Origin of the sequence: Streptococcus cristatus, assembly GCF_003943505.1 — a bacterium.
GTDB lineage: Bacteria > Bacillota > Bacilli > Lactobacillales > Streptococcaceae > Streptococcus > Streptococcus cristatus_E.
This window is the reverse complement of record NZ_RJPS01000010.1, coordinates 26156-44314: the sequence shown is the minus strand read 5'-3', so window position 1 is coordinate 44314 and position 18159 is coordinate 26156. Positions and strand designations below refer to the sequence as shown.

The following is an 18159-nucleotide window of genomic DNA, read 5'->3' as shown; positions in this document are numbered from 1 at the left end:
CAAAAAAACTTCCACCCATCAAGTGAGTGAAAGCTTTAAAATGTTTTTTATCAATCAACAGATTTGAGTGCTTCCAGCATATCCACCCGTCTGAGGCGATAATTGACAAAGAAGCCAAGCAAGGTCAGGATAAGAGTCACCGCTGTTAGAGGAAACAGATAGACTGAGGGACTTACTTGAGGGGTTAAGCTGATAATGCTAGGCGCAACCTTCTCAATCAAAAAACGATGCAGGAAGAAACCGCCTAGAAGCCCAACTGCCATCCCAATTACTGACAGAATAATGGTCTCTCGATAGATATAGAGGGTCACTTCCTTATTATGGAAGCCCAGAACTTTGATAGTGGACAGCTCGCGAATCCGCTCAGCTACATTGATATTGGTCAAATTGTAGAGAATGACAACTGCTAAAAGAATAGAAATCAGCACTAAAATCATCATCGTATTATTAAGAGAACTAGCTAAAACATTGAACTGCTTCACCATGCTAGCATTTTGGGAGACACTCTTGACAGACTTGAGGCTCATAAATTCATTGGCCTTGTCCACAATATTTTTACTAGAAGAGTCCTTGAGCCGCACTAGATAAGTATTTTTATCGGGCTTTTTCCCGTAAATTTTCTGGTAGTCAGTCGCCTTCATAAAGGCAAAATGGCCAAAATGATTCTCATTGACTGCTGCGAGCTTGACAGGCTTGCCACCCAGCTCTATACTACCACCGGGGCTAACTCCAGCTATACGGGCCAATTTATCCGAAACCACTGCACCGTCCTTGAGAGTCAGCTTTTGCTGGTTGTCGGGACTTTCTAGGGAGATGAACGGTTCAAAATTTTCCTTGTCCGTAGCCATTAAAGTGACTGACTCTGTCTCTTTTTTTCCTTTGTATTTCTCTGTCAAGGTTTCACTATAGATCTCCTGATAATCAGCAATCGAGCCATCAGCCAACATCTTTTTCAGCTTATCTTGTTCGGCTTGATTCTCCCCAGGATTGACAGCAACAATCAAGTCGTATCGCAGAATCTCCTCAAACTGACGTTTTGGAATACCACCAATAGAAGATTGGAGTCCTAGACCGGAAAAGAGTAGGGCAACAGACCCCGCCACACCAAAGATGGTCATAAACATCCGCTGTTTATAACGAAAGATATTGCGAGCTGTGACCTTCTGAGTAAAGCTAAGGTGCCGCCAGATAAAGGACAGTCTTTCAAAAAAGATCTTGGAGCCTTTGACAGGTGGCTTAGGCAAAAGCAAGTGAGCTGCTTCCTCTGTCAGCTCTCGTCTTGCCACCAAATAGGCTGGGAGAACACTCGATAGAAAGGAGAGTCCAAGGGCCAGTAAACTATAGGAAACATAAAAATATGCATGAGGGGCAGAAAGCACCATCCCTCTGGTAATAATAGAAGAAATCACACCTGACAAGAAATAATGCCCCAGCAGAATCCCTATGAGGGTACCTAGACTCCCTGCCACAAAACCATAAAGAGCAAACTTGCGAATGATATCTCGGCTATGATAGCCTAGAGCCTTAAAGACACCTGCATTTGTTCGCTCCTCGTCGACAAAGCGAGTCATGGTGGTAAAGGTCACCATAGCTGCCACCAGATAGAGCACCACCGGGAAGATATTACCAATCGACGCAATACTATTCATGGAGTTTTTATACATATGATAGCCATTCCCACCTGGCAGAGACTTGCGGTCATAGCTATGATAGGCCGGCTCTTTCAAACGACTAAGGTTTGCCTTAGCGTCAGCTAGCTTGCCCTTGCTAGCTGATAAGTCTTTCTCTGCCTGTGCTAGCTCTGCTTTTTTCTGATTGAGCTGGATCTCAGCTTCCTGAATCTGCTGCTGGCTCTGGCTGAGCTTAGCAGGAGGGAGGATAGAAGCGGCTTGGGCTGTTTCTAGCTGACTTTTTTGCTGGTTCAGCTGACTCTGAGCTTGCTCTAACTGTTTTTTACCTTGGGTCAGCTCACTCTCAGCCTGAGCAATCTTGTCTTCACCCTTCTGAATGGTGCTTTTGGCATCCGTCTCTAATCGCTTAAACCGGGTCGCTCCATTATCTTCAAGGCTCTTGTCCAAAGTAGTCTGGTGCTCCTCCAAACGCTCCTGATAACTTGCAGAGAAGGGGGCTAATTTTTCTAAATCATGATAGCGCAGGCGGGCAATACTGTACACATCTGTTTTAAAGGCCTTGGGACTGACTACAGCATAGGCAGATAAGGCCCCGCTGCCACTAGTCGCATTGCCCAGATTTCTATCAGACCAGAGCTCTGCCGAGTTGACAAAGCCCACAATCTTATAGGTCTTGTTTTTCAGAACTGACCGGCTGCCTGCTTTCTCGGTCAGATCAATCTCCTGACCAAGTTTATATTTTCTAGACCAAAAGCTAGCTAGGGCAATTTCTTGCTCATTCTGAGGAAGACGACCAGAGGTCACTTGAAAGTTTGAAATATCCTTAGTATCCGAGAATACTCGTAGGGCCTCCTCGTCTACGGTGACATCTGTCAGATAGCCAAACTCGACATCAGCTCCCTTAATAGATTCCAGCTCTTTCTGATCCGCCTTATCCAAACCATAGTCCGCCATAACAGCCAAGTCCATGGTTCGCTGTTCTTTCAAGTAATCCGTTGCTGTTCTGCGCATATTGAGTGGAGCGACCTTGAGCCCTACGAGAGCTAAAGAGCCCAGCATCATGAGGATTAAAATAGATAGGAAACGTCCTTTAGAGCTAGTGAAGGAGCGCAGAATATCTTTCCAATAAATCTTTCTCTTCATATCAATACTCCAATGTACTTATATCCTGAGGCTCTTCATTGATTGTAACACTCTTGACCCTCGCGTCGTGCATACGGATAACCCGGTCAGCAATGGGAGCCAAGGCAGCATTGTGGGTCACAATAATAACTGTCGCACCTTGATTGCGGGACATGTCCTGTAAAATTTGCAGAACTTGCTTGCCGGTATTGTAGTCTAGAGCTCCTGTCGGCTCATCGCAGAGCAAAATCTTGGGATTCTTAGCCACAGCCCGAGCGATGGACACCCGCTGCTGCTCCCCACCTGACAACTGCGCTGGAAAATTATTGAGGCGCTCTTCCAGACCAACTGCGGTCAGAGCTGCCACTGGATCTTGAGCATCCTTGACAATCTCAGAAGCCAACTCCACATTTTCCTTGGCCGTCAGGTTGGGTACCAGATTGTAAAACTGAAAAACAAAGCCCACGTCATTGCGGCGATAGTCCGTCAACTGGTGGGAATTGTAGTCAGCAATATTCTGTCCGTCTATCAGGATGTCTCCTTCATCATTGGTATCCATACCACCAAGGATATTAAGTACCGTAGACTTGCCGGCACCAGAAGCACCTAGGATAATGACCAGTTCCCCCTTTTCAATGTCAAAAGAAATATCATTGTTAGCGACAATTTCTGTGTCACCTACCTGATAACGTTTAAAGCTATGTTTCATTTCAATATAAGCCATATCGTTTCTCTCCTTTTCAAAGCTCGTTTCCTTAAATCAACAAACTGTTGATTCCAAATCACAGATATTATATAATGAGCTTAGACAAAAAGCAATAACCAAAAATCAACAAAGTGTTGATTTAAAAAAGGAAGAAAAATGGTCCAGAAACGAAAAACTAGCACAAAGGAAGACATCAAAGAAGCCTTGATTCAGCTACTATCAGAGGAAAGGTTTGATAATATCTCCATCAGTAAGCTCTGCAAACGGGCAGGGATTAATCGCGGCACCTTCTACCTCCACTACCAAGATAAATATCAGATGGTTGAAAGTTTAAAAAACGACATCATTTCCCAACTTTATAGTTATAGTCTTTTTGAAGAAGAAGGCGAATATTCCAAACGGTTCATGATAGCCAAATTTCATATACTGCGTGCTAATGAACGTCTGATCAATGCCCTAACCAAGAGCCATTATATTGACTTTCGCGGGGCTATTCGAGAGTTCATAACCAGTATCATTCTGAGCGATAAGCAAAAAGCTGCTACCCAGCGTTTTTTAGAGGAGAACTTTCATATCCCTCAGAAATACGCCCTGGAAATCTTCCTATCCAGTGTTGAGGGGATTATTTCTCTTTGGATAGCCGGCGGAGCTCAGGAGGAGTCCGAAGAAATTACTCAAATGATCCTAGCTACCTACAATTATGAGTCTTGGAAATCATGACCAGCACTCCATTTTTATAGATGAAAACTCAAAAAGGCGCAGATTCATCTGTGCCTTTTCTTAAAACGTTTCTGGTGAGCAAATAGCTTTTTAAGGATGCCCACTTAGATAAAGGCAGCAAAATCCTGTCCTATTTCACCATGTCTGGATCGTAATCATAAAATCCTGTATCGAGGAAACGATTCTTCGGATGCAATTTGTGAAGCAGCTCATCTAACAAGAAAGCTTGGTCATGACTAAATTCACCTTTTTCAATCAAGTCCCTAGCCTGAACAAAGAGCTTAGCAATCTCAACAAAATTCTGACCAGGAGTATAGAGACCTTCCAACTTCCAATGAGTAAAGCCGTGGTCAACCAATTCTGTCAACTTGGTCATCAAGTCTAAGTCATTATTGGCAAAAATGTGAGTCCCATGCTTGTCCTCAAAGATCGAATAATGGCTCTGAGGATCGCTCGGTTCCGCAAGAAAGAGATCCCTCTCTCTTGATTTCGCATCATCAATGTGTGTAAAGTTATAATAATTTTGCAAAAGCGGACGTTTAGAGTGGTGGATAACGCTCGCACCATAAACTAGAACTTCTGCTGGAATTTCAAGGATTTCCGGCATTTTAAAGAGTTCTGCCGATGGAATTTCCCGCGCCAAAACAGCTTCTGACACCCCAGCATTCTTGCCCCAAAAATTAATTTGGCGGCTGCTGGTAACCATGGTCGAAGCATCATAAATCGTTTTTAGCTTATAGCCATCCCGCTGCAAGACGTAGAATACACCTGCATCCCCAACGGTGATATAGTCCACTTCAATTTCCTGAAGAAAATCCAAATAAGGTTTGATCTGGTCCATCATGTCCTGATGCATCAAAGCATTAACGGCAACGGTCATTTCTTTTCCTGCCTGATGAACTATTTGTGAGATACGATTTAATTCGTCATAAGTGAAGTTATGCGGTAAACGAAGGCCGTATTTTTCCTCACCGACATAAATACGATCCACACCTGCTTCCAATAAGGCTTGAACTTGTTCTATACTTTCAGCTGTTGCTGTAATAATTATCTTTTTCATATCATTATTATACCAAAAAAATAGGATTTATGATTTCTTAATTCGATTTTATTCGTTTTGTAACTATCTTGTAATATACCTAATAGTAGAAACATGATAGAATGATAAGGTACTATTAGGAGAGAGATTATGGCAGTAAGAGATTTTAAACAGTTTGAGTCAGCGCCCCTGCATGATTCAACAGAACAAACTAAGGAAATATCCTATCAAGAATACCTGCCCCAAGCAGAATCAGCATCACAATTACGTGAGCTATTTTTCTTTATAAATATCGCTTTATTCTGTATTTTGACAGTCTTTTTTAGCTTTATCTTCTTATCTGCAAAGATAAGCACCTTCCTATCTTTCACACTTGCTGTAGTCCTGAGTCTCATGGTTATTCAAGGCTATCGCACTGTTCGGAGAAAGAAACGCCGTTAATTCACGAATTAAATCAAACGAGATCAAAAGATCTCGTTTTTTCGTTTTTTTACCAAGCGTAATTTGGTTCCTGACAAGCACACATCGCTGCCAATAATTCTTCTGGAGTCACCTTTTTCAGCCCTCCATAGACTGGATCCTGAACGGTATAGGATGGATCAATGTAATAAACTGCAAGGACATCACTGCCGTCTGCTGATAATTCATAGCCCGTCCCCACAACATTGTGTTCACCCTTGTGGCCTGGGTAGATGGAGGCATTATCAATCGTATAGTAGAGCGGATAGCCATCATCAATATTCTTGCGCAGGCGCTCCTTAAAGAGCCGCATATCTTCAGAATTCGAAGCGCTACTAGTCACTGTCGCAAGATGGTAGCCCGCTTGACCTACCGGCACTTCCGCATAACCAAATAAATATTGATTTAAGACACGGATTGCATTGACATTATGGGTACCGAAGGTCTCATCAGTGCCCATCGCTCGTGCCAATTCCTCCTGGCTAGCTTGGACGCCTCTGTAGGCTAAAATCATACTGACAGAGGTCGGTGCGCAAGTATTCCAAGCTCGCTGGATCTGCATAGGAACTTCCAGACGTTTTCTGATTGGAGAAGGCGCTTCTTTGCTAGAAGGCTGTGTCTCCTCTTCTCTGACCTTTTCAGTTGTCTGACTGGAGCTTTTTGACTCCGCAGAAGCAGAACTCTGACTAGGGCTGGATTGATTTGCACTAGATTGACTACTGCTAGCTGTTTTCGAGCGGGCTTGACTCGTGCTCAGAGCCTTAGAAGAAGAGTCAGATCTTCCAGACTTAGGGGACTCTGAAGCTTTCTGCCGAGAACAGGCTAGTAAGCAGCAGCCTAAACCAAGCAAGGCAAGCATTTTTAAATTTTTCATACCAACATCCCCTTTTATTTATATGATGACGCTTTCTTATTTAAAAATCAAGATAGGCTAGCAAACGCTAGCCTAATTTTTTTATTTTTCAAGTTCTTCTGTTTCTAAATCAATGATGATTTCTTCTGAAGGGGCTTTTTCTCCTTCTTCCACCACGATATCAGAAATTTCTTCTTCAAGAATTTCCTCTTCTTTTTCAAACTTTTCTTTGATTTCTTGGAATTTATCCTGCGAATAGTCTACTACTGACTTGGTCGTATCCTTAACAGACTCCAATACTGTTTCTGCTGTAATTTCGCCATTTTCAACCTTTTCCTTGGTTTGGTTGATGGCTTTGACAGCCTGATCTGAAAAGTCCTTTACTGATTGGACAACTGCTTCGTGAGTCTTGTCTGGATCTTCACGATAGTCGACAACAAAGTCTTGAACTTTTTCAGTAATTTCTTTGCCTTTTTTACTGGTTAGAAAGTACGCTGCAGCTGCACCAGACACAGCACCTAATAAAAGTGATGAAATTTTTCCCATAATAAACCTACTTTCTTATTTTTTAAATAATTTGCCAACAAAACGAAGGGCCGTTAGACCTGCTGTTGTTTTCGCTGTCGTGCTTCCTGCTGCGACTGCTTTTTTTCCTAAAACACGCGCCTGATCGTTTAAATCAGAGACTGATTCCGATAGGTCTGCCACCGCATTGAAAAGCGGATCAATCGTTGCTACTTTGTGGTTGATATCATCTGTCAACACATTGACTTTGGCAATCAAATCATTGGTTTGATGCAGGGTGACATTGACATCAGAAGTCAACACTTTGATCGTATTTTCGGTCTCATCCAGCATTTTTGCAGCCTTATCACCGAGAGTTTTGACGGTGAGGGTCATGTAGATTAGAAAGACAATCAAAGCGACAGCAACTAAAGTATAAGCAATTTCAAGCATAATATTCTCCTCTCATTCTTGATAATAGGGGGCTTGTTTTTTTCTTTGGTAAATCATAATGCCGATGCCTAGTAAAATCAGAGCTGCAGACAGCCACTGAGATACACGCACACCCAAGAACATGAGACTATCGGTCCGCATACCCTCGATAATCATCCGGCCAAAGCCGTACCAAATCAGGTAAAAGGCTGCCAATTCTCCCTGACGGAAGAATTTAGGGCGGCGTCGTAAGATTAGCAATAGGGCAAAGCCAAGTAAATTCCAAAGGGATTCGTATAAGAAGGTTGGCTGGCGATAAGCACCATCTATGTACATATTGTTGCGGATGAAGGACGGCAGATAATTAAGATTTTTGACCACCGCTCCATAGGCTTCTTGGTTAAAGAAATTGCCCCAACGGCCGATGCTCTGAGCGATCAAGACGCTAGGTGCTGCAATATCCAAGAAATCAACAGGATTGATTAGCCTTCTCTGAGAAAAGAAATAGAGGACAAGGGCACCAGTGATCAAACCGCCATAAATGGCTAAACCACCATTCCAAATCTGAAAAATCTCAATCAGAGAGTGCTTGCCATAATAAGACCACTCAAAAATCACATAGTAGAGTCGCGCTCCGAGGATGGCCAAGGGAAAGGCAATCAGAATGAAATCAAGAATATCATCTGGGATCATCTTCTTGCGTGGCGCTTCCTTCATGGCCAAGTAAACGGCTAAAATCAAGCCAGTGACAATGCAGATTGCATACCAACGAATACTAAAGGGACCGACTGAAAAAGCTACTGGATCAAGCATCTTTCACCTCATTCTGGCTAATCAGATTAGTCAGTCGTTCTTCAAAAATCTTGGTGGCATCAAAGCCCATTTCCTTAGCTCGATAGTTCATGGCTGCGGCTTCAATCACCACAGAGATGTTGCGTCCTGTCTTAACTGGGATGCGAATACGAGGAATTCTGACACCAGAAACTTCCAGTTCTTCTGCATTATTGCCCAGACGGTCAAAGGTCTTATTGGTATCATAATTTTCCAGATAGACAGCAATCTGTACCTGTGAAGAATCCTTGACCGCACTAGCTCCATAAAGGCTCATCACGTCGATAATGCCGACACCGCGAATTTCCAAGAGATGACGAAGAATCTCAGCAGGCTCTCCCCAGAGAGTCATTTCATCCTTGGCAAAGATATCAACCCGGTCATCCGCTACCAAACGATGGCCACGCTTGACTAACTCAAGACCAGTTTCACTTTTACCAATACCACTGTCTCCTTGAATCAGCACGCCCATTCCGTAGATATCCATCAATACGCCATGGACACTGGTTCTGACCGCCAAGCGTGAGTCAAGGAAACTAGAAATTTCCCCTGATAGACGGCTGGTTGATGTGCGACTGGTAAGAATCGCGATTTGCTTTTCTTCAGCTGCTCGCCGCATTTCTTCAGGAATCTCCAGATCACGCGCCACAATGACAACTGGCGTTTCTGGTTGAAACATTTTCAGAAGGACTTGATGACGGTTATGGGACGTCATCTTCATCAGATAAGACCACTCCTTCATCCCAATCAGCTGAATCCGTTCTGGCGTATAGTAGTCAAAATAACCGGTCATTTCAAGGCCCGGCCGCGAAATATCCGATGTCGAAATCTCCTTTTCTAAGAGGTCATCACTGCCGTAAACGATGCGTAAACGGACTTTTTCAATCAAATCTTTGACCTTTACAGACATTCCCTGCTCCCTTCAAATTTATCTTTCTCTATTATAGCAAATTTTTACCCTAAAAGAGTTTTTAAGATTGGAAATTAAGCAGGATTTTTCCCTAAATGCTTGTAAAAATATCTGCCAGCCATCAAAAAGGCCAGTCAAAATAACTAGCCAATCCATTTTTTAAGAACTCTTTTTTGATTTTGAAAGCAAGGATGGCTCTCGATAAAGGCTGGTATTTCACTTAGAGGCAGCCAGAGATGAGCATCGGTTTCGCCTACCTGATAGCGAACTTGGCTCTTGTCCCCAGACACCACCGCTTCATAGAAGTCAAAGTGGCACTGGTCTTCAACAGAGCACACCTGCTCCAACAGTCTGATACTGTCAGGAACCAGACCTGTTTCTTCTTCTAGTTCCCGCAGGGCGGCTGTCTGACTATCCTCTCCTGCCAATACACTACCTCCCGCTCCGAACTCATAATAGCCAGGATAGAGACTTTTATTTGCTGACCGCCGCATAAAGAGAATATCACCATCCTGATGGCGAACCAAGACATTGACACAGAGATGAAACTGGCCTTCAGGAATTTTTTCTCCTCGAACTAAGAAATGAGGGAGTTGATTTCGATTTAAGTCATAAGCATTCCAAACTTCTGTCATATTTCCTCCTTGGATAAGTCATTCATCTTTCGGCAATAGCTTCCAGATTCAGTCAGCTACGCTTCCCTAGATTCTCTCTTTTCGTTTCCTCTACATCTAGCAAAAATTCGGGAACACTACCCGAATTTCGCTCTTTCATAATTACCAAAACCAGCCGTCATTGTCATTGATTGGCTCGGCATCTTTCATTTTGCGAGGGCCGGTTCCATACATTTCCGCTTCCACATCTTCCTTGTAAGGCATCACGATGGCCAGCAAAATATAAATCAAAATGCCTAAGCCAAAATTGAAAACTGTAAAGATGATGAATAAAAAGCGTAACAAACCAAGATCAAAGTTAAATTTATCAGCCAATCCCGACAAAACCCCAGAAATTACTCGGTTTCTTCTTAGTTTATAAAACTTAGTTTTCATGATGATGACCTCAACTCTCATTCTTTCCTTCATTTTATCATAGCGGGATAACAAAAAAATCAGCCCCAAGGCTGATTCTGCATCTATCCGATTTAATCCGCTCACTCTCTGTTTGTTTCCTCTTTGAGGAAGGACAGTTGACCTCTACAGCGACCGCAACGGTATTTTTGAAGATTGACTCTGCGTCTACGATGGATAAGTGCTCCGCAACTCAGGCATTTATAGATGAGAAAGGCTTGCGAGTTGGACAAGGATGGAGCATAGCGCAAACCATCTACCTGCTTGAGCAATTCTTTAAAATCCCTATCTCCATGGCGGTAACCCTTGCCCTGATAATAAAGATGATAGTGGACCAACTCATGGCGGACAATTTTTCGAAAGGTCTCCAGCCCAAAAGTTTCATAGATTTTGGGATTGAAATCCAGATGGCCATCTTTAGGAAAGAAGCGTCCTCCTGTAGTACGGAGACGCTTATTCCAAAAAGCTTGGTGGCGAAATTCCCAGCCAAAATCTTCTAGCGACACCTGCTTGACGTAGTTAGTTAGATTCATTTGGCGCTATCAGAGAGAGGTTAACCTTCTCCCGTTCCACATCCAATTTATCCACCCAGACAGTGACCAAGTCACCAACAGATAGGACTTGACTAGGATGCTTAATATAGTCTGAGCTCAGCTTGGAGATATGGATAAGACCGTCTTCGTGGATACCGATATCCACAAAGGCTCCGAAATCGACAACATTGCGGACAACGCCCTCCAGTTTTTGACCGATACGTAGGTCCTTGATATCCAAGACATCCTGCCGCAGAACTGGCGCGTCAAAGGAATCACGCAAATCTCTGCCAGGCTTGAGCAAATCAGCAATAATATCTTTGAGGGTTTCTTCTCCCAAGCCTAGCTCTGCAGCCAAACTAGCAGTCTGCACTGCTTTTAATTTGGCTTGGGCTGCTTCATCCAAACTGCTGATTTCCAGACGCTTAAAGAGCTCTTCCACTGCCTTATAAGACTCTGGGTGAACGCCTGTATTGTCTAGCAGGTTATCACTTTCGGGAATACGCAGGAAGCCGGCTGCCTGTTCAAAAGCCTTTGCGCCTAGCCGCGGCACTTTCTTGATGGCCTCGCGAGACCGAATCAAGCCTTCCGTTTCCCGATACTTGACAATATTTTCTGAGATAGTTTTATTAAGACCAGCTACATGGGCCAGCAGGGCAGGACTGGCAGTGTTGATATTGACTCCGACTTGGTTAACCACGGTATCCACGACAAAGTCCAGACTTTCAGACAGTTTTTTCTGGCCGACATCATGCTGGTACTGGCCAACTCCGATAGACTTAGGATCAATCTTAACCAGCTCAGCTAAAGGATCTTGCAGACGGCGGGCAATGGAAATAGCTGAGCGCTTTTCAACGGTCAAATCTGGAAACTCGTGACGAGCCAGTTCACTAGCAGAGTAGACAGATGCTCCGCTCTCATTGACGATGACATAGCTGACATTCGGATGAGATTTCAAAACTTCTGCTACAAAAGCTTCGCTTTCTCGACTGGCCGTTCCGTTTCCGATGGCGATGATTTCCACGCCAAACTGCTCAATCAGCTCTGACAACTCTTTCTTAGATGCTTCAATCTGAGCTGGCTTTGCTGGTGGCACGGGATAGATAACATGAGTCGTCAGCATCTTGCCTGTTGGATCCACAACAGCCAGCTTAGCTCCTGTCCGAAAAGCTGGGTCAAAGCCCAGTACTACGCGACCTTTGAGAGGGGCAATCAGGAGAAGATTTCGGAGATTTTCTGAGAAGAGCTGAATCGCTCCATCCTCAGCGGCCTCGGTCAGCTCGGTCCGAATACGGCGCTCCATGGCTGGAATGATTTTCTTTTTAACCGCTTGCTGGATAGCTTCGATGATATAGGCATTTTTCACCTTGAAACGCACTTCAAAGAAGCGCAGAATTTTCTCCATATTGTGCTCAAAACCAACCTTGAGAATACCTAGCTTCTCACCACGGTTAAGAGCCAGGGTACGGTAGCCTTGCATAGTCGCTACTTTTTCGGAAAAATCATAATAAATCTGGAAGACCTGCTTTTCATCCAAATCACCATCTTTGAGACTAGATACGATAGAAGAATTTGTCTGAATCTCATGGTAGGTCCAAGCCCGCAGCTTGGTATCTTCGGAAATTGCCTCAGTCAGAATATCCACTGCTCCAGCTAGAGCAGCTTCTGATGTTGGAAAGGCTTCACTAGTCAGTTTCTCAGCTTCTTCCTGCAGATTAGCCGCATCTTGTAGGATTAGGCGAGCCAAAGGAAAGAGGCCAGCTTCACGCGCAATAGTAGCCTTGGTACGGCGCTTCTCCTTGTAAGGCAGATAAAGCTCTTCCACATCAGCCAGCTTTTCAGCAGCTTCAATCTCAGAGCGCAGTGCATCCGTTAGTTTGCCCTGCTCCTCAATCTTGGCCAAGACCGTTGCTTTACGCTCTACCAAAGCGGTCATACTCTTATCCAAATCAATGATCGCCTTAATCTCGACCTCATCCAGATTTCCTGTCATTTCCTTACGGTAACGAGCAATAAAAGGAATGGTATTGCCTTCAGCGGTCAGTTCTAAGACCTGTGATACTTGGCTTTCTTTAAGGCCCAATTTCTGAGCAATTTTTTCAATATTTATATTTTCCATAACGCTTCTATTATATCATAATATGAAGCTGGAAAATCTATAAAGACTAGTTTAATCCATCTTTTTTTGCTAGGGTGAGTCTGCTCTCTCTGATCAATCATGGCTGAAAATATCATTTTTTTTCTTTTGGTAGTATAATAGAATTATTATTTTAGAAATGAGGTGCCTTTATGGCTGTGAAATTTACCAAAACAGACGATTTAGACAAGATGTTCGAGGAGTTTGCCACTCTGCCCAAGCTTGAAAAAGTCGAATTTCCAGATGACAAAAAGAAAAAAGAAGCTGAAGACAAGGCTAAAAAAGCATGAGCTTCTTTTCAAATCTTCCTTCCAGCGTTTTACAGGCTGGAGCTATTTTTCTCTCCATTATCATTGAGGCCCTGCCTTTTGTCTTGATCGGAAGTATCATTTCTGGCTTTATCGAGGTGTATGTCACGCCAGACAAGGTTTATCGTTTCCTGCCCAAGAACAAATGGGCTCGGATATTCTTTGGAAGCTTGATTGGCATAGTCTTTCCTTCCTGTGAGTGCGGAATCGTTCCCATTATAAACCGCTTCTTGGAAAAGAAAGTTCCCAGTTACACGGCTGTGCCTTTTCTGGTAACGGCTCCAGTCATCAACCCCATCGTGCTCTTTGCGACCTACTCAGCTTTTGGAAATTCCTTCCGAATGGCTCTGCTTCGTGCTTTAGGTTCTATGGTCGTGGCTATTCTTTTAGGGATTTTTCTGGGCTTCTTTGCGGATAGCAATATTCAGAAAGAAAATCGCAAGGCTGTTCATGAGCATGACTTTTCACATCTCAGCAAGGGACAAAAGTTTTTTCAGGTCTTTGTGCAGGCTATTGATGAATTTTTCGACACTGGCCGCTATCTGGTCTTTGGCTGTCTCTTCGCCAGCTTGGTCCAAGTCTATGTGCCAACCAGAATCCTGACCTCTATCAGCTCGACACCAGCTGTCGCTATTCTCCTGCTCATGCTGCTGTCCTTCCTGCTCTCACTTTGCAGCGAAGCTGATGCTTTCATTGGGAGCTCCTTGATTGCTAGCTTCGGCGTATCGCCAGTCTTAGCTTTCTTGGTCATTGGTCCTATGCTAGATGTCAAGAATCTGCTGATGATGAAAAACTACTTTAAGACACACTTTATCTGGCAATTTATCAGCCTGGTTACCGTCGTCGTCTTTCTTTACTCTTGGCTTGTGGGGGTAGTGCTATGATTCGATTTCTAATCTTAGTCGGCTACTTTGAGATTACTATGTATCTACAGCTGACGGGCAAGCTCAACCAATACATCAATCTCCACTATTCCTATCTGGCTTATCTATCTATGATTTTGTCCTTTATCTTGGCAGTCGTGCAGCTGATCATCTGGATGAAAAAGATGGAGGTCCACAGTCATTTAAGCACTCGCTGGACAAAGTTAGGCAGCGTGCTGCTCCTTGTCATTCCGCTCTTTGTGGGAATTTTCTTTCCAACTGTCACCTTGGATTCGACCACCGTTTCGGCCAAAGGATTTCATTTCCCACTGGCTGAGGGAACTTCTGCAGCTGTCCAGCAGGACGAAGGCACAACCAGCCAATACCTAAAGCCGGACACCAGCACCTACTTTACCAAAGGGGCTTACGAAAAAGAAATGCGTGCTGCCGCCAAGAAATATGTCAAGCAAGATACCATTCAGGTCACAACTGAGAACTACATGGAAGTCATGGAGGTCATCTATGATTATCCCGACGAGTTTGTAGGCAAAACGCTGGAGTTCACTGGCTTTGTCTACAACGACCCCAGCGACCAAAAGAGTCAATTTCTCTTTCGCTTCGGTATTATCCATTGTATCGCTGACTCGGGTGTCTATGGCCTCTTGACGACTGGAAATACCCAGCATTTCGAGAATAATACCTGGATTCATGCCAAGGGGAAACTTGCCATGCACTACCATAAAACCCTAGGACAAAGCCTTCCAACTCTAGAAGTTGAAAGCTTTGATAAGGTAGAAAAGCCGGACAACCCTTACGTCTATCGGGTCTTTTAAAGTCAAACACCTGTGAAAAGCCATTTTCATGGGTGTTTCTTTTATATGCAAGCCTTGCAATTCATTCCTTCCCTTTTACTAAGTTGTTATGACCAACTTTTATAAAGTACAAGATCCTTGATTAAAGTTGCTATTTAACTTTTTTCTCTCCTCTCTTGGAAAATCGTGCTACAATAATACTATCTCATTTGAAAAGGAGTTGTTTTTATGAATCAAGAAAAAGTAGAGAAACGAGATTTGCTTTCTATTCTGGCTGTGGCCTTAGTCACCTTTGCTGGAATTCTTTCAGAGACCAGTATGAATGTGACCTTTCCCCACCTCAGCAAAGTATTTGGTCTGAGCCTAGGAGTGCTACAATGGATTACGACTGGCTATCTGCTAGCCGTCGCCATCACCATAACTTTAGGCGCAACTCTAGCCCACAATTGGACGGAGCGTCGCATCCTCTTTACCTCACTTTCCATCTTTACCCTTGGTAATCTGATTGCTATGATTGCCCCAGACTTTACTTCCCTTATGCTGGGACGGATCCTTCAGGGGGGAGCGACTGGGATTGCCATTCCACTTATGTTTAATCTCATCGTGGAGCGGATTCCTCGGCAGAAAATCGGATTTTATATGGGGTTGAGTGGCCTAGTTATCAGTCTGGCACCAGCCATCGGTCCGACCTACGGAGGATTCATGATTGGCTCCTTCGACTGGCACATGATCTACAGCTTTATCATGCCAGTTCCCATCCTCTCTTTTTTGCTGGCTTATGTTAACTTGGAAAATTCAGCAGGAAAAAGCAAGCGTCCTTTTGATGTGCTAGGCTTTCTCTCGCTCGCCACAGCTCTTTCCTTTTCTCTGATGACCATCTCCAGTTTAGAAGGTGGTGATAGTGTCAATTGGCTTTATCTAGCCATTTTCTTCCTTTCCTTTGCCTTTTTTATCTGGCGGAGTCTGACAGTTCAAGATCCGTTTCTGGACATCCGTATCTTGAAAGAACCAACAATTTTCTTTGGAATTCTGCCCTTTTTAATTTTCCAATTCTCCAACCTATCCAGTAATTTTCTCATTCCCAACTTTCTCGTGCTAGTCAAGAATGTCTCCACCGCTCAAGCTGGATTTTCCCTCCTTCCCGGAACTATGATTGGAGCTTTCATGTCGCCTTTTCTGGGAAAATTGTACGATAGCAAAGGCCCAAAACTGTCTCTGCTGGGCGGCAATAGCCTAGTCTTTCTGGTCATGATTGTCTATAGCTTTTTTACAAACTGGCTCAATCTGCCTTTAATCTTAGGATTTTATATCCTCTTTACTCTAGGACGCAACATGGCCTTCAACAATACCATGGCTTTATCAGCTTCTCAAGTCAGCAGAGATAAAACGGCGGATGTGACTGCCCTCTTTCAACTAGCACAAACCTTTGCCGGTGCCTTGGGAACGGCAATTGCAGCTGTCCTGCTTAACCAAGCACCCGATACGACAAGCGGCGCCCACAATGTCTTTAGCCTACTTCTTCTTCTTGCAATAGGCAACTTTATTTTCTACTATTTTCTGTTTCGAGCGATTCATCAGAAGAAAGAAGCCTAATTTTCTATCCCGACTTTCCCTCGGGATATTTTCTTTGGTCAAATCCAGATTTTTCAAATACAATTTTTCTGAAAATTGTGATAAAATAGAGACAATCACATTTAGATAGGTAATAGATATCATGTCTTCAAAAGTTATTATTACAATTTTCGGTGCCAGCGGAGACTTGGCTCAAAGAAAGCTTTATCCTTCTCTCTTTCGACTTTATAAATCTGGCAATCTTTCGCAACATTTTGCCGTAATCGGAACTGCCCGCAGACCTTGGAGCAAGGAATATTTCGAATCTGTCGTTGTCGAGTCAATCTCTGACCTAGCCGACAGTGCCGAGCAGGCTCAAGAGTTCGCCAGCCACTTTTATTATCAAAGCCATGACGTGCAAGACACCGAGCATTATATCGAATTGCGCAAGCTGCAAAACAAGCTCAACGAGCAATACCAGGCAGAAAATAACAAACTCTTCTTCCTTTCTATGGCGCCACAATTTTTCGGAACCATTGCTAAGCATCTCAAGTCTGAGCAAATCGTTGATGGAAAAGGATTTGAACGCCTGATTGTCGAAAAACCCTTCGGAACAGATTTGGCAACTGCCAGCAAGCTTAACGAAGATCTATTGGCAACCTTTGACGAAGAACAGATTTTCCGCATCGACCACTATCTAGGCAAGGAAATGATTCAAAAGATTTTTGCCATCCGCTTTGCTAATCTGCTTTTTGAAAATGTCTGGAACCGCCAATACATTGATAATGTACAGATTACCTTTGCTGAAAAGTTGGGAGTTGAAGAACGCGGTGGCTACTATGATCAATCCGGTGCCCTTCGTGATATGGTACAAAACCACACCCTACAACTCCTCTCACTACTGGCCATGGACAAACCAAAAAGCTTTACCAAAGACCATATCCGAGCAGAAAAGGTCAAGGTCTTTGAACGCCTTGTTCAGCCGAGCGAAGAAGATTTGAAACGCTTCTTCATTCGCGGCCAGTACAAGTCTGGCAAAATCAACGGTCGAAAATATATTTCCTACCGTAGCGAACCAAATGTCAATCCTGAGTCTACTACTGAAACCTTTGCTTCTGGGGCTTTCTTCATTGATAGCGACCGCTTCCGTGATGTTCCTTTCTTCTTCCGAACAGGGAAGCGCCTTACCAAAAAAGGCACCCATGTCAATATCGTCTTCAAGCAAATGGACTCTATCTTTGGTGAGCCTCTCAAACCAAATGTCCTAACCATCTATATCCAGCCAACCGAGGGGATTTCACTCAGCCTTAATGGCAAGGAAGTTGGAGAACTCTTTAATCTAGCTCCCATCTCATTAGATTATCGGACAGATGCCACAGCTTCAGGAGCCTCTCCAGACCCTTATGAAAAACTAATTTTTGATGTCCTTAATAACGACTCAACTAATTTCAGTCATTGGGACGAAGTAAAAGCCAGCTGGGAGCTCATCGATCGCATCGAAGAACTCTGGAGCCAAAATCAAGTGCCACTCCATGAATATCCTGTCGGATCTATGGGACCAGAAGCCTCCTTTGAGCTACTCGCCCAATTTGGAGCAAGCTGGCAATGGCAACCTGATAAAGAATAATACATGCAAAAAAGATTGGAAAATTCTCCAATCTTTTTTATAATTCTTAAACAT

At 43.7% G+C, this 18159-nt stretch carries 19 protein-coding genes; 7 read left to right on the top strand and 12 right to left on the bottom strand.

What is annotated here, in order from left to right:
* Window positions 1-50: 50 nt before the first annotated feature.
* A complete protein-coding gene (locus tag D8792_RS08885) occupies window positions 51-2774 on the bottom strand; it encodes an FtsX-like permease family protein (protein ID WP_125373718.1) in 2724 nt (907 codons plus the stop codon).
* A gap of 1 nt (window position 2775) precedes the next feature.
* Complete coding sequence (locus D8792_RS08880) at window positions 2776-3477, bottom strand: ABC transporter ATP-binding protein (protein WP_062122618.1); 702 nt, start codon at window positions 3475-3477, stop codon at window positions 2776-2778.
* Between the two features lie 138 nt (window positions 3478-3615).
* Between D8792_RS08880 and D8792_RS08875 the strand changes: the two genes are divergently transcribed.
* Complete coding sequence (locus D8792_RS08875) at window positions 3616-4179, top strand: TetR/AcrR family transcriptional regulator (protein WP_125373717.1); 564 nt, start codon at window positions 3616-3618, stop codon at window positions 4177-4179.
* Between the two features lie 130 nt (window positions 4180-4309).
* Here D8792_RS08875 and D8792_RS08870 read toward each other — a convergent pair whose 3' ends face one another.
* Window positions 4310-5239, bottom strand: coding sequence for a peptidase U32 family protein (locus D8792_RS08870; RefSeq protein WP_125373716.1), 930 nt, complete (start codon window positions 5237-5239; stop codon window positions 4310-4312).
* A 129-nt stretch (window positions 5240-5368) separates the two neighbouring features.
* Between D8792_RS08870 and D8792_RS08865 the strand changes: the two genes are divergently transcribed.
* Window positions 5369-5659, top strand: a complete 291-nt coding sequence (locus D8792_RS08865; RefSeq protein ID WP_125373715.1) for a DUF3270 family protein — start codon at window positions 5369-5371, stop codon at window positions 5657-5659.
* Window positions 5660-5708: 49 nt separating this feature from the next.
* Here the strand turns inward: D8792_RS08865 and D8792_RS08860 are convergent, their stop codons facing one another.
* The 9 genes from D8792_RS08860 to D8792_RS08820 all read right to left on the bottom strand — a co-directional run bounded on the left by D8792_RS08860 (window position 5709) and on the right by D8792_RS08820 (window position 12926).
* Window positions 5709-6551, bottom strand: a complete 843-nt coding sequence (locus tag D8792_RS08860; RefSeq protein WP_125373714.1) for a C39 family peptidase — start codon at window positions 6549-6551, stop codon at window positions 5709-5711.
* Between the two features lie 81 nt (window positions 6552-6632).
* Window positions 6633-7076: a YtxH domain-containing protein gene (locus D8792_RS08855; RefSeq protein ID WP_061423198.1), complete on the bottom strand. Its 444-nt coding sequence runs from the start codon at window positions 7074-7076 to the stop codon at window positions 6633-6635.
* A gap of 15 nt (window positions 7077-7091) precedes the next feature.
* Window positions 7092-7487 carry a DUF948 domain-containing protein gene (locus tag D8792_RS08850; RefSeq protein ID WP_185758434.1) on the bottom strand — a complete coding sequence of 132 codons (396 nt, stop codon included), beginning with the start codon at window positions 7485-7487 and terminating at the stop codon, window positions 7092-7094.
* A gap of 12 nt (window positions 7488-7499) precedes the next feature.
* On the bottom strand, window positions 7500-8279 hold the full coding sequence (gene lgt / locus D8792_RS08845) for a prolipoprotein diacylglyceryl transferase (RefSeq protein ID WP_061910101.1): 780 nt from the start codon (window positions 8277-8279) through the stop codon (window positions 7500-7502).
* The gene (gene hprK, locus D8792_RS08840; protein WP_048792079.1) at window positions 8272-9207 is read right to left on the bottom strand and encodes an HPr(Ser) kinase/phosphatase; all 936 of its coding nucleotides are present in this window, start codon (window positions 9205-9207) and stop codon (window positions 8272-8274) included. Before hprK ends, lgt begins: the two co-directional genes overlap by 8 nt.
* A gap of 143 nt (window positions 9208-9350) precedes the next feature.
* Window positions 9351-9842, bottom strand: coding sequence for an NUDIX hydrolase (locus D8792_RS08835; RefSeq protein WP_125373712.1), 492 nt, complete (start codon window positions 9840-9842; stop codon window positions 9351-9353).
* 141 nt (window positions 9843-9983) lie between these two features.
* Window positions 9984-10256, bottom strand: coding sequence for a PspC domain-containing protein (locus tag D8792_RS08830; RefSeq protein ID WP_048792094.1), 273 nt, complete (start codon window positions 10254-10256; stop codon window positions 9984-9986).
* A 101-nt stretch (window positions 10257-10357) separates the two neighbouring features.
* Window positions 10358-10807 (bottom strand): SprT family protein, encoded by a 450-nt coding sequence (locus D8792_RS08825; RefSeq protein ID WP_125373711.1) that lies wholly within the window; start codon window positions 10805-10807, stop codon window positions 10358-10360.
* Complete coding sequence (locus tag D8792_RS08820; protein WP_125373710.1) at window positions 10794-12926, bottom strand: Tex family protein; 2133 nt, start codon at window positions 12924-12926, stop codon at window positions 10794-10796. The genes D8792_RS08825 and D8792_RS08820 overlap by 14 nt, the downstream gene beginning before the upstream one ends.
* A gap of 170 nt (window positions 12927-13096) precedes the next feature.
* Here D8792_RS08820 and D8792_RS08815 point away from each other — a divergent pair, with 170 nt between their 5' ends.
* From D8792_RS08815 to zwf, 5 genes are all read left to right on the top strand, one after another.
* Window positions 13097-13234 carry an SPJ_0845 family protein gene (locus D8792_RS08815; protein ID WP_125373709.1) on the top strand — a complete coding sequence of 46 codons (138 nt, stop codon included), beginning with the start codon at window positions 13097-13099 and terminating at the stop codon, window positions 13232-13234.
* Window positions 13231-14136: a permease gene (locus D8792_RS08810; protein ID WP_125373708.1), complete on the top strand. Its 906-nt coding sequence runs from the start codon at window positions 13231-13233 to the stop codon at window positions 14134-14136. The genes D8792_RS08815 and D8792_RS08810 overlap by 4 nt, the downstream gene beginning before the upstream one ends.
* Window positions 14133-14948, top strand: a complete 816-nt coding sequence (locus tag D8792_RS08805) for a TIGR03943 family putative permease subunit (protein WP_125373707.1) — start codon at window positions 14133-14135, stop codon at window positions 14946-14948. The genes D8792_RS08810 and D8792_RS08805 overlap by 4 nt, the downstream gene beginning before the upstream one ends.
* Before the next feature lie 207 nt (window positions 14949-15155).
* Window positions 15156-16520 carry an MFS transporter gene (locus D8792_RS08800; RefSeq protein ID WP_125373706.1) on the top strand — a complete coding sequence of 455 codons (1365 nt, stop codon included), beginning with the start codon at window positions 15156-15158 and terminating at the stop codon, window positions 16518-16520.
* A gap of 121 nt (window positions 16521-16641) precedes the next feature.
* Window positions 16642-18105, top strand: coding sequence for a glucose-6-phosphate dehydrogenase (gene zwf / locus D8792_RS08795; protein WP_045501030.1), 1464 nt, complete (start codon window positions 16642-16644; stop codon window positions 18103-18105).
* The last annotated feature ends 54 nt before the right edge of the window (window positions 18106-18159 follow it).

Coding starts and splice junctions, on each gene's coding strand:
- D8792_RS08860 (WP_125373714.1), bottom strand. CDS start 6,551: ATGAAAAATTTAAAAATGCTTGCCTTGCTTGGTTTAGGCTGCTGCTTA.
- D8792_RS08820 (WP_125373710.1), bottom strand. CDS start 12,926: ATGGAAAATATAAATATTGAAAAAATTGCTCAGAAATTGGGCCTTAAA.
- D8792_RS08880 (WP_062122618.1), bottom strand. CDS start 3,477: ATGGCTTATATTGAAATGAAACATAGCTTTAAACGTTATCAGGTAGGT.
- D8792_RS08830 (WP_048792094.1), bottom strand. CDS start 10,256: ATGAAAACTAAGTTTTATAAACTAAGAAGAAACCGAGTAATTTCTGGG.
- D8792_RS08815 (WP_125373709.1), top strand. CDS start 13,097: ATGGCTGTGAAATTTACCAAAACAGACGATTTAGACAAGATGTTCGAG.
- D8792_RS08875 (WP_125373717.1), top strand. CDS start 3,616: ATGGTCCAGAAACGAAAAACTAGCACAAAGGAAGACATCAAAGAAGCC.
- D8792_RS08810 (WP_125373708.1), top strand. CDS start 13,231: ATGAGCTTCTTTTCAAATCTTCCTTCCAGCGTTTTACAGGCTGGAGCT.
- D8792_RS08885 (WP_125373718.1), bottom strand. CDS start 2,774: ATGAAGAGAAAGATTTATTGGAAAGATATTCTGCGCTCCTTCACTAGC.
- D8792_RS08835 (WP_125373712.1), bottom strand. CDS start 9,842: ATGACAGAAGTTTGGAATGCTTATGACTTAAATCGAAATCAACTCCCT.
- D8792_RS08805 (WP_125373707.1), top strand. CDS start 14,133: ATGATTCGATTTCTAATCTTAGTCGGCTACTTTGAGATTACTATGTAT.
- hprK (WP_048792079.1), bottom strand. CDS start 9,207: ATGTCTGTAAAGGTCAAAGATTTGATTGAAAAAGTCCGTTTACGCATC.
- D8792_RS08800 (WP_125373706.1), top strand. CDS start 15,156: ATGAATCAAGAAAAAGTAGAGAAACGAGATTTGCTTTCTATTCTGGCT.
- lgt (WP_061910101.1), bottom strand. CDS start 8,279: ATGCTTGATCCAGTAGCTTTTTCAGTCGGTCCCTTTAGTATTCGTTGG.
- D8792_RS08825 (WP_125373711.1), bottom strand. CDS start 10,807: ATGAATCTAACTAACTACGTCAAGCAGGTGTCGCTAGAAGATTTTGGC.
- D8792_RS08870 (WP_125373716.1), bottom strand. CDS start 5,239: ATGAAAAAGATAATTATTACAGCAACAGCTGAAAGTATAGAACAAGTT.
- zwf (WP_045501030.1), top strand. CDS start 16,642: ATGTCTTCAAAAGTTATTATTACAATTTTCGGTGCCAGCGGAGACTTG.
- D8792_RS08855 (WP_061423198.1), bottom strand. CDS start 7,076: ATGGGAAAAATTTCATCACTTTTATTAGGTGCTGTGTCTGGTGCAGCT.
- D8792_RS08850 (WP_185758434.1), bottom strand. CDS start 7,487: ATGCTTGAAATTGCTTATACTTTAGTTGCTGTCGCTTTGATTGTCTTT.
- D8792_RS08865 (WP_125373715.1), top strand. CDS start 5,369: ATGGCAGTAAGAGATTTTAAACAGTTTGAGTCAGCGCCCCTGCATGAT.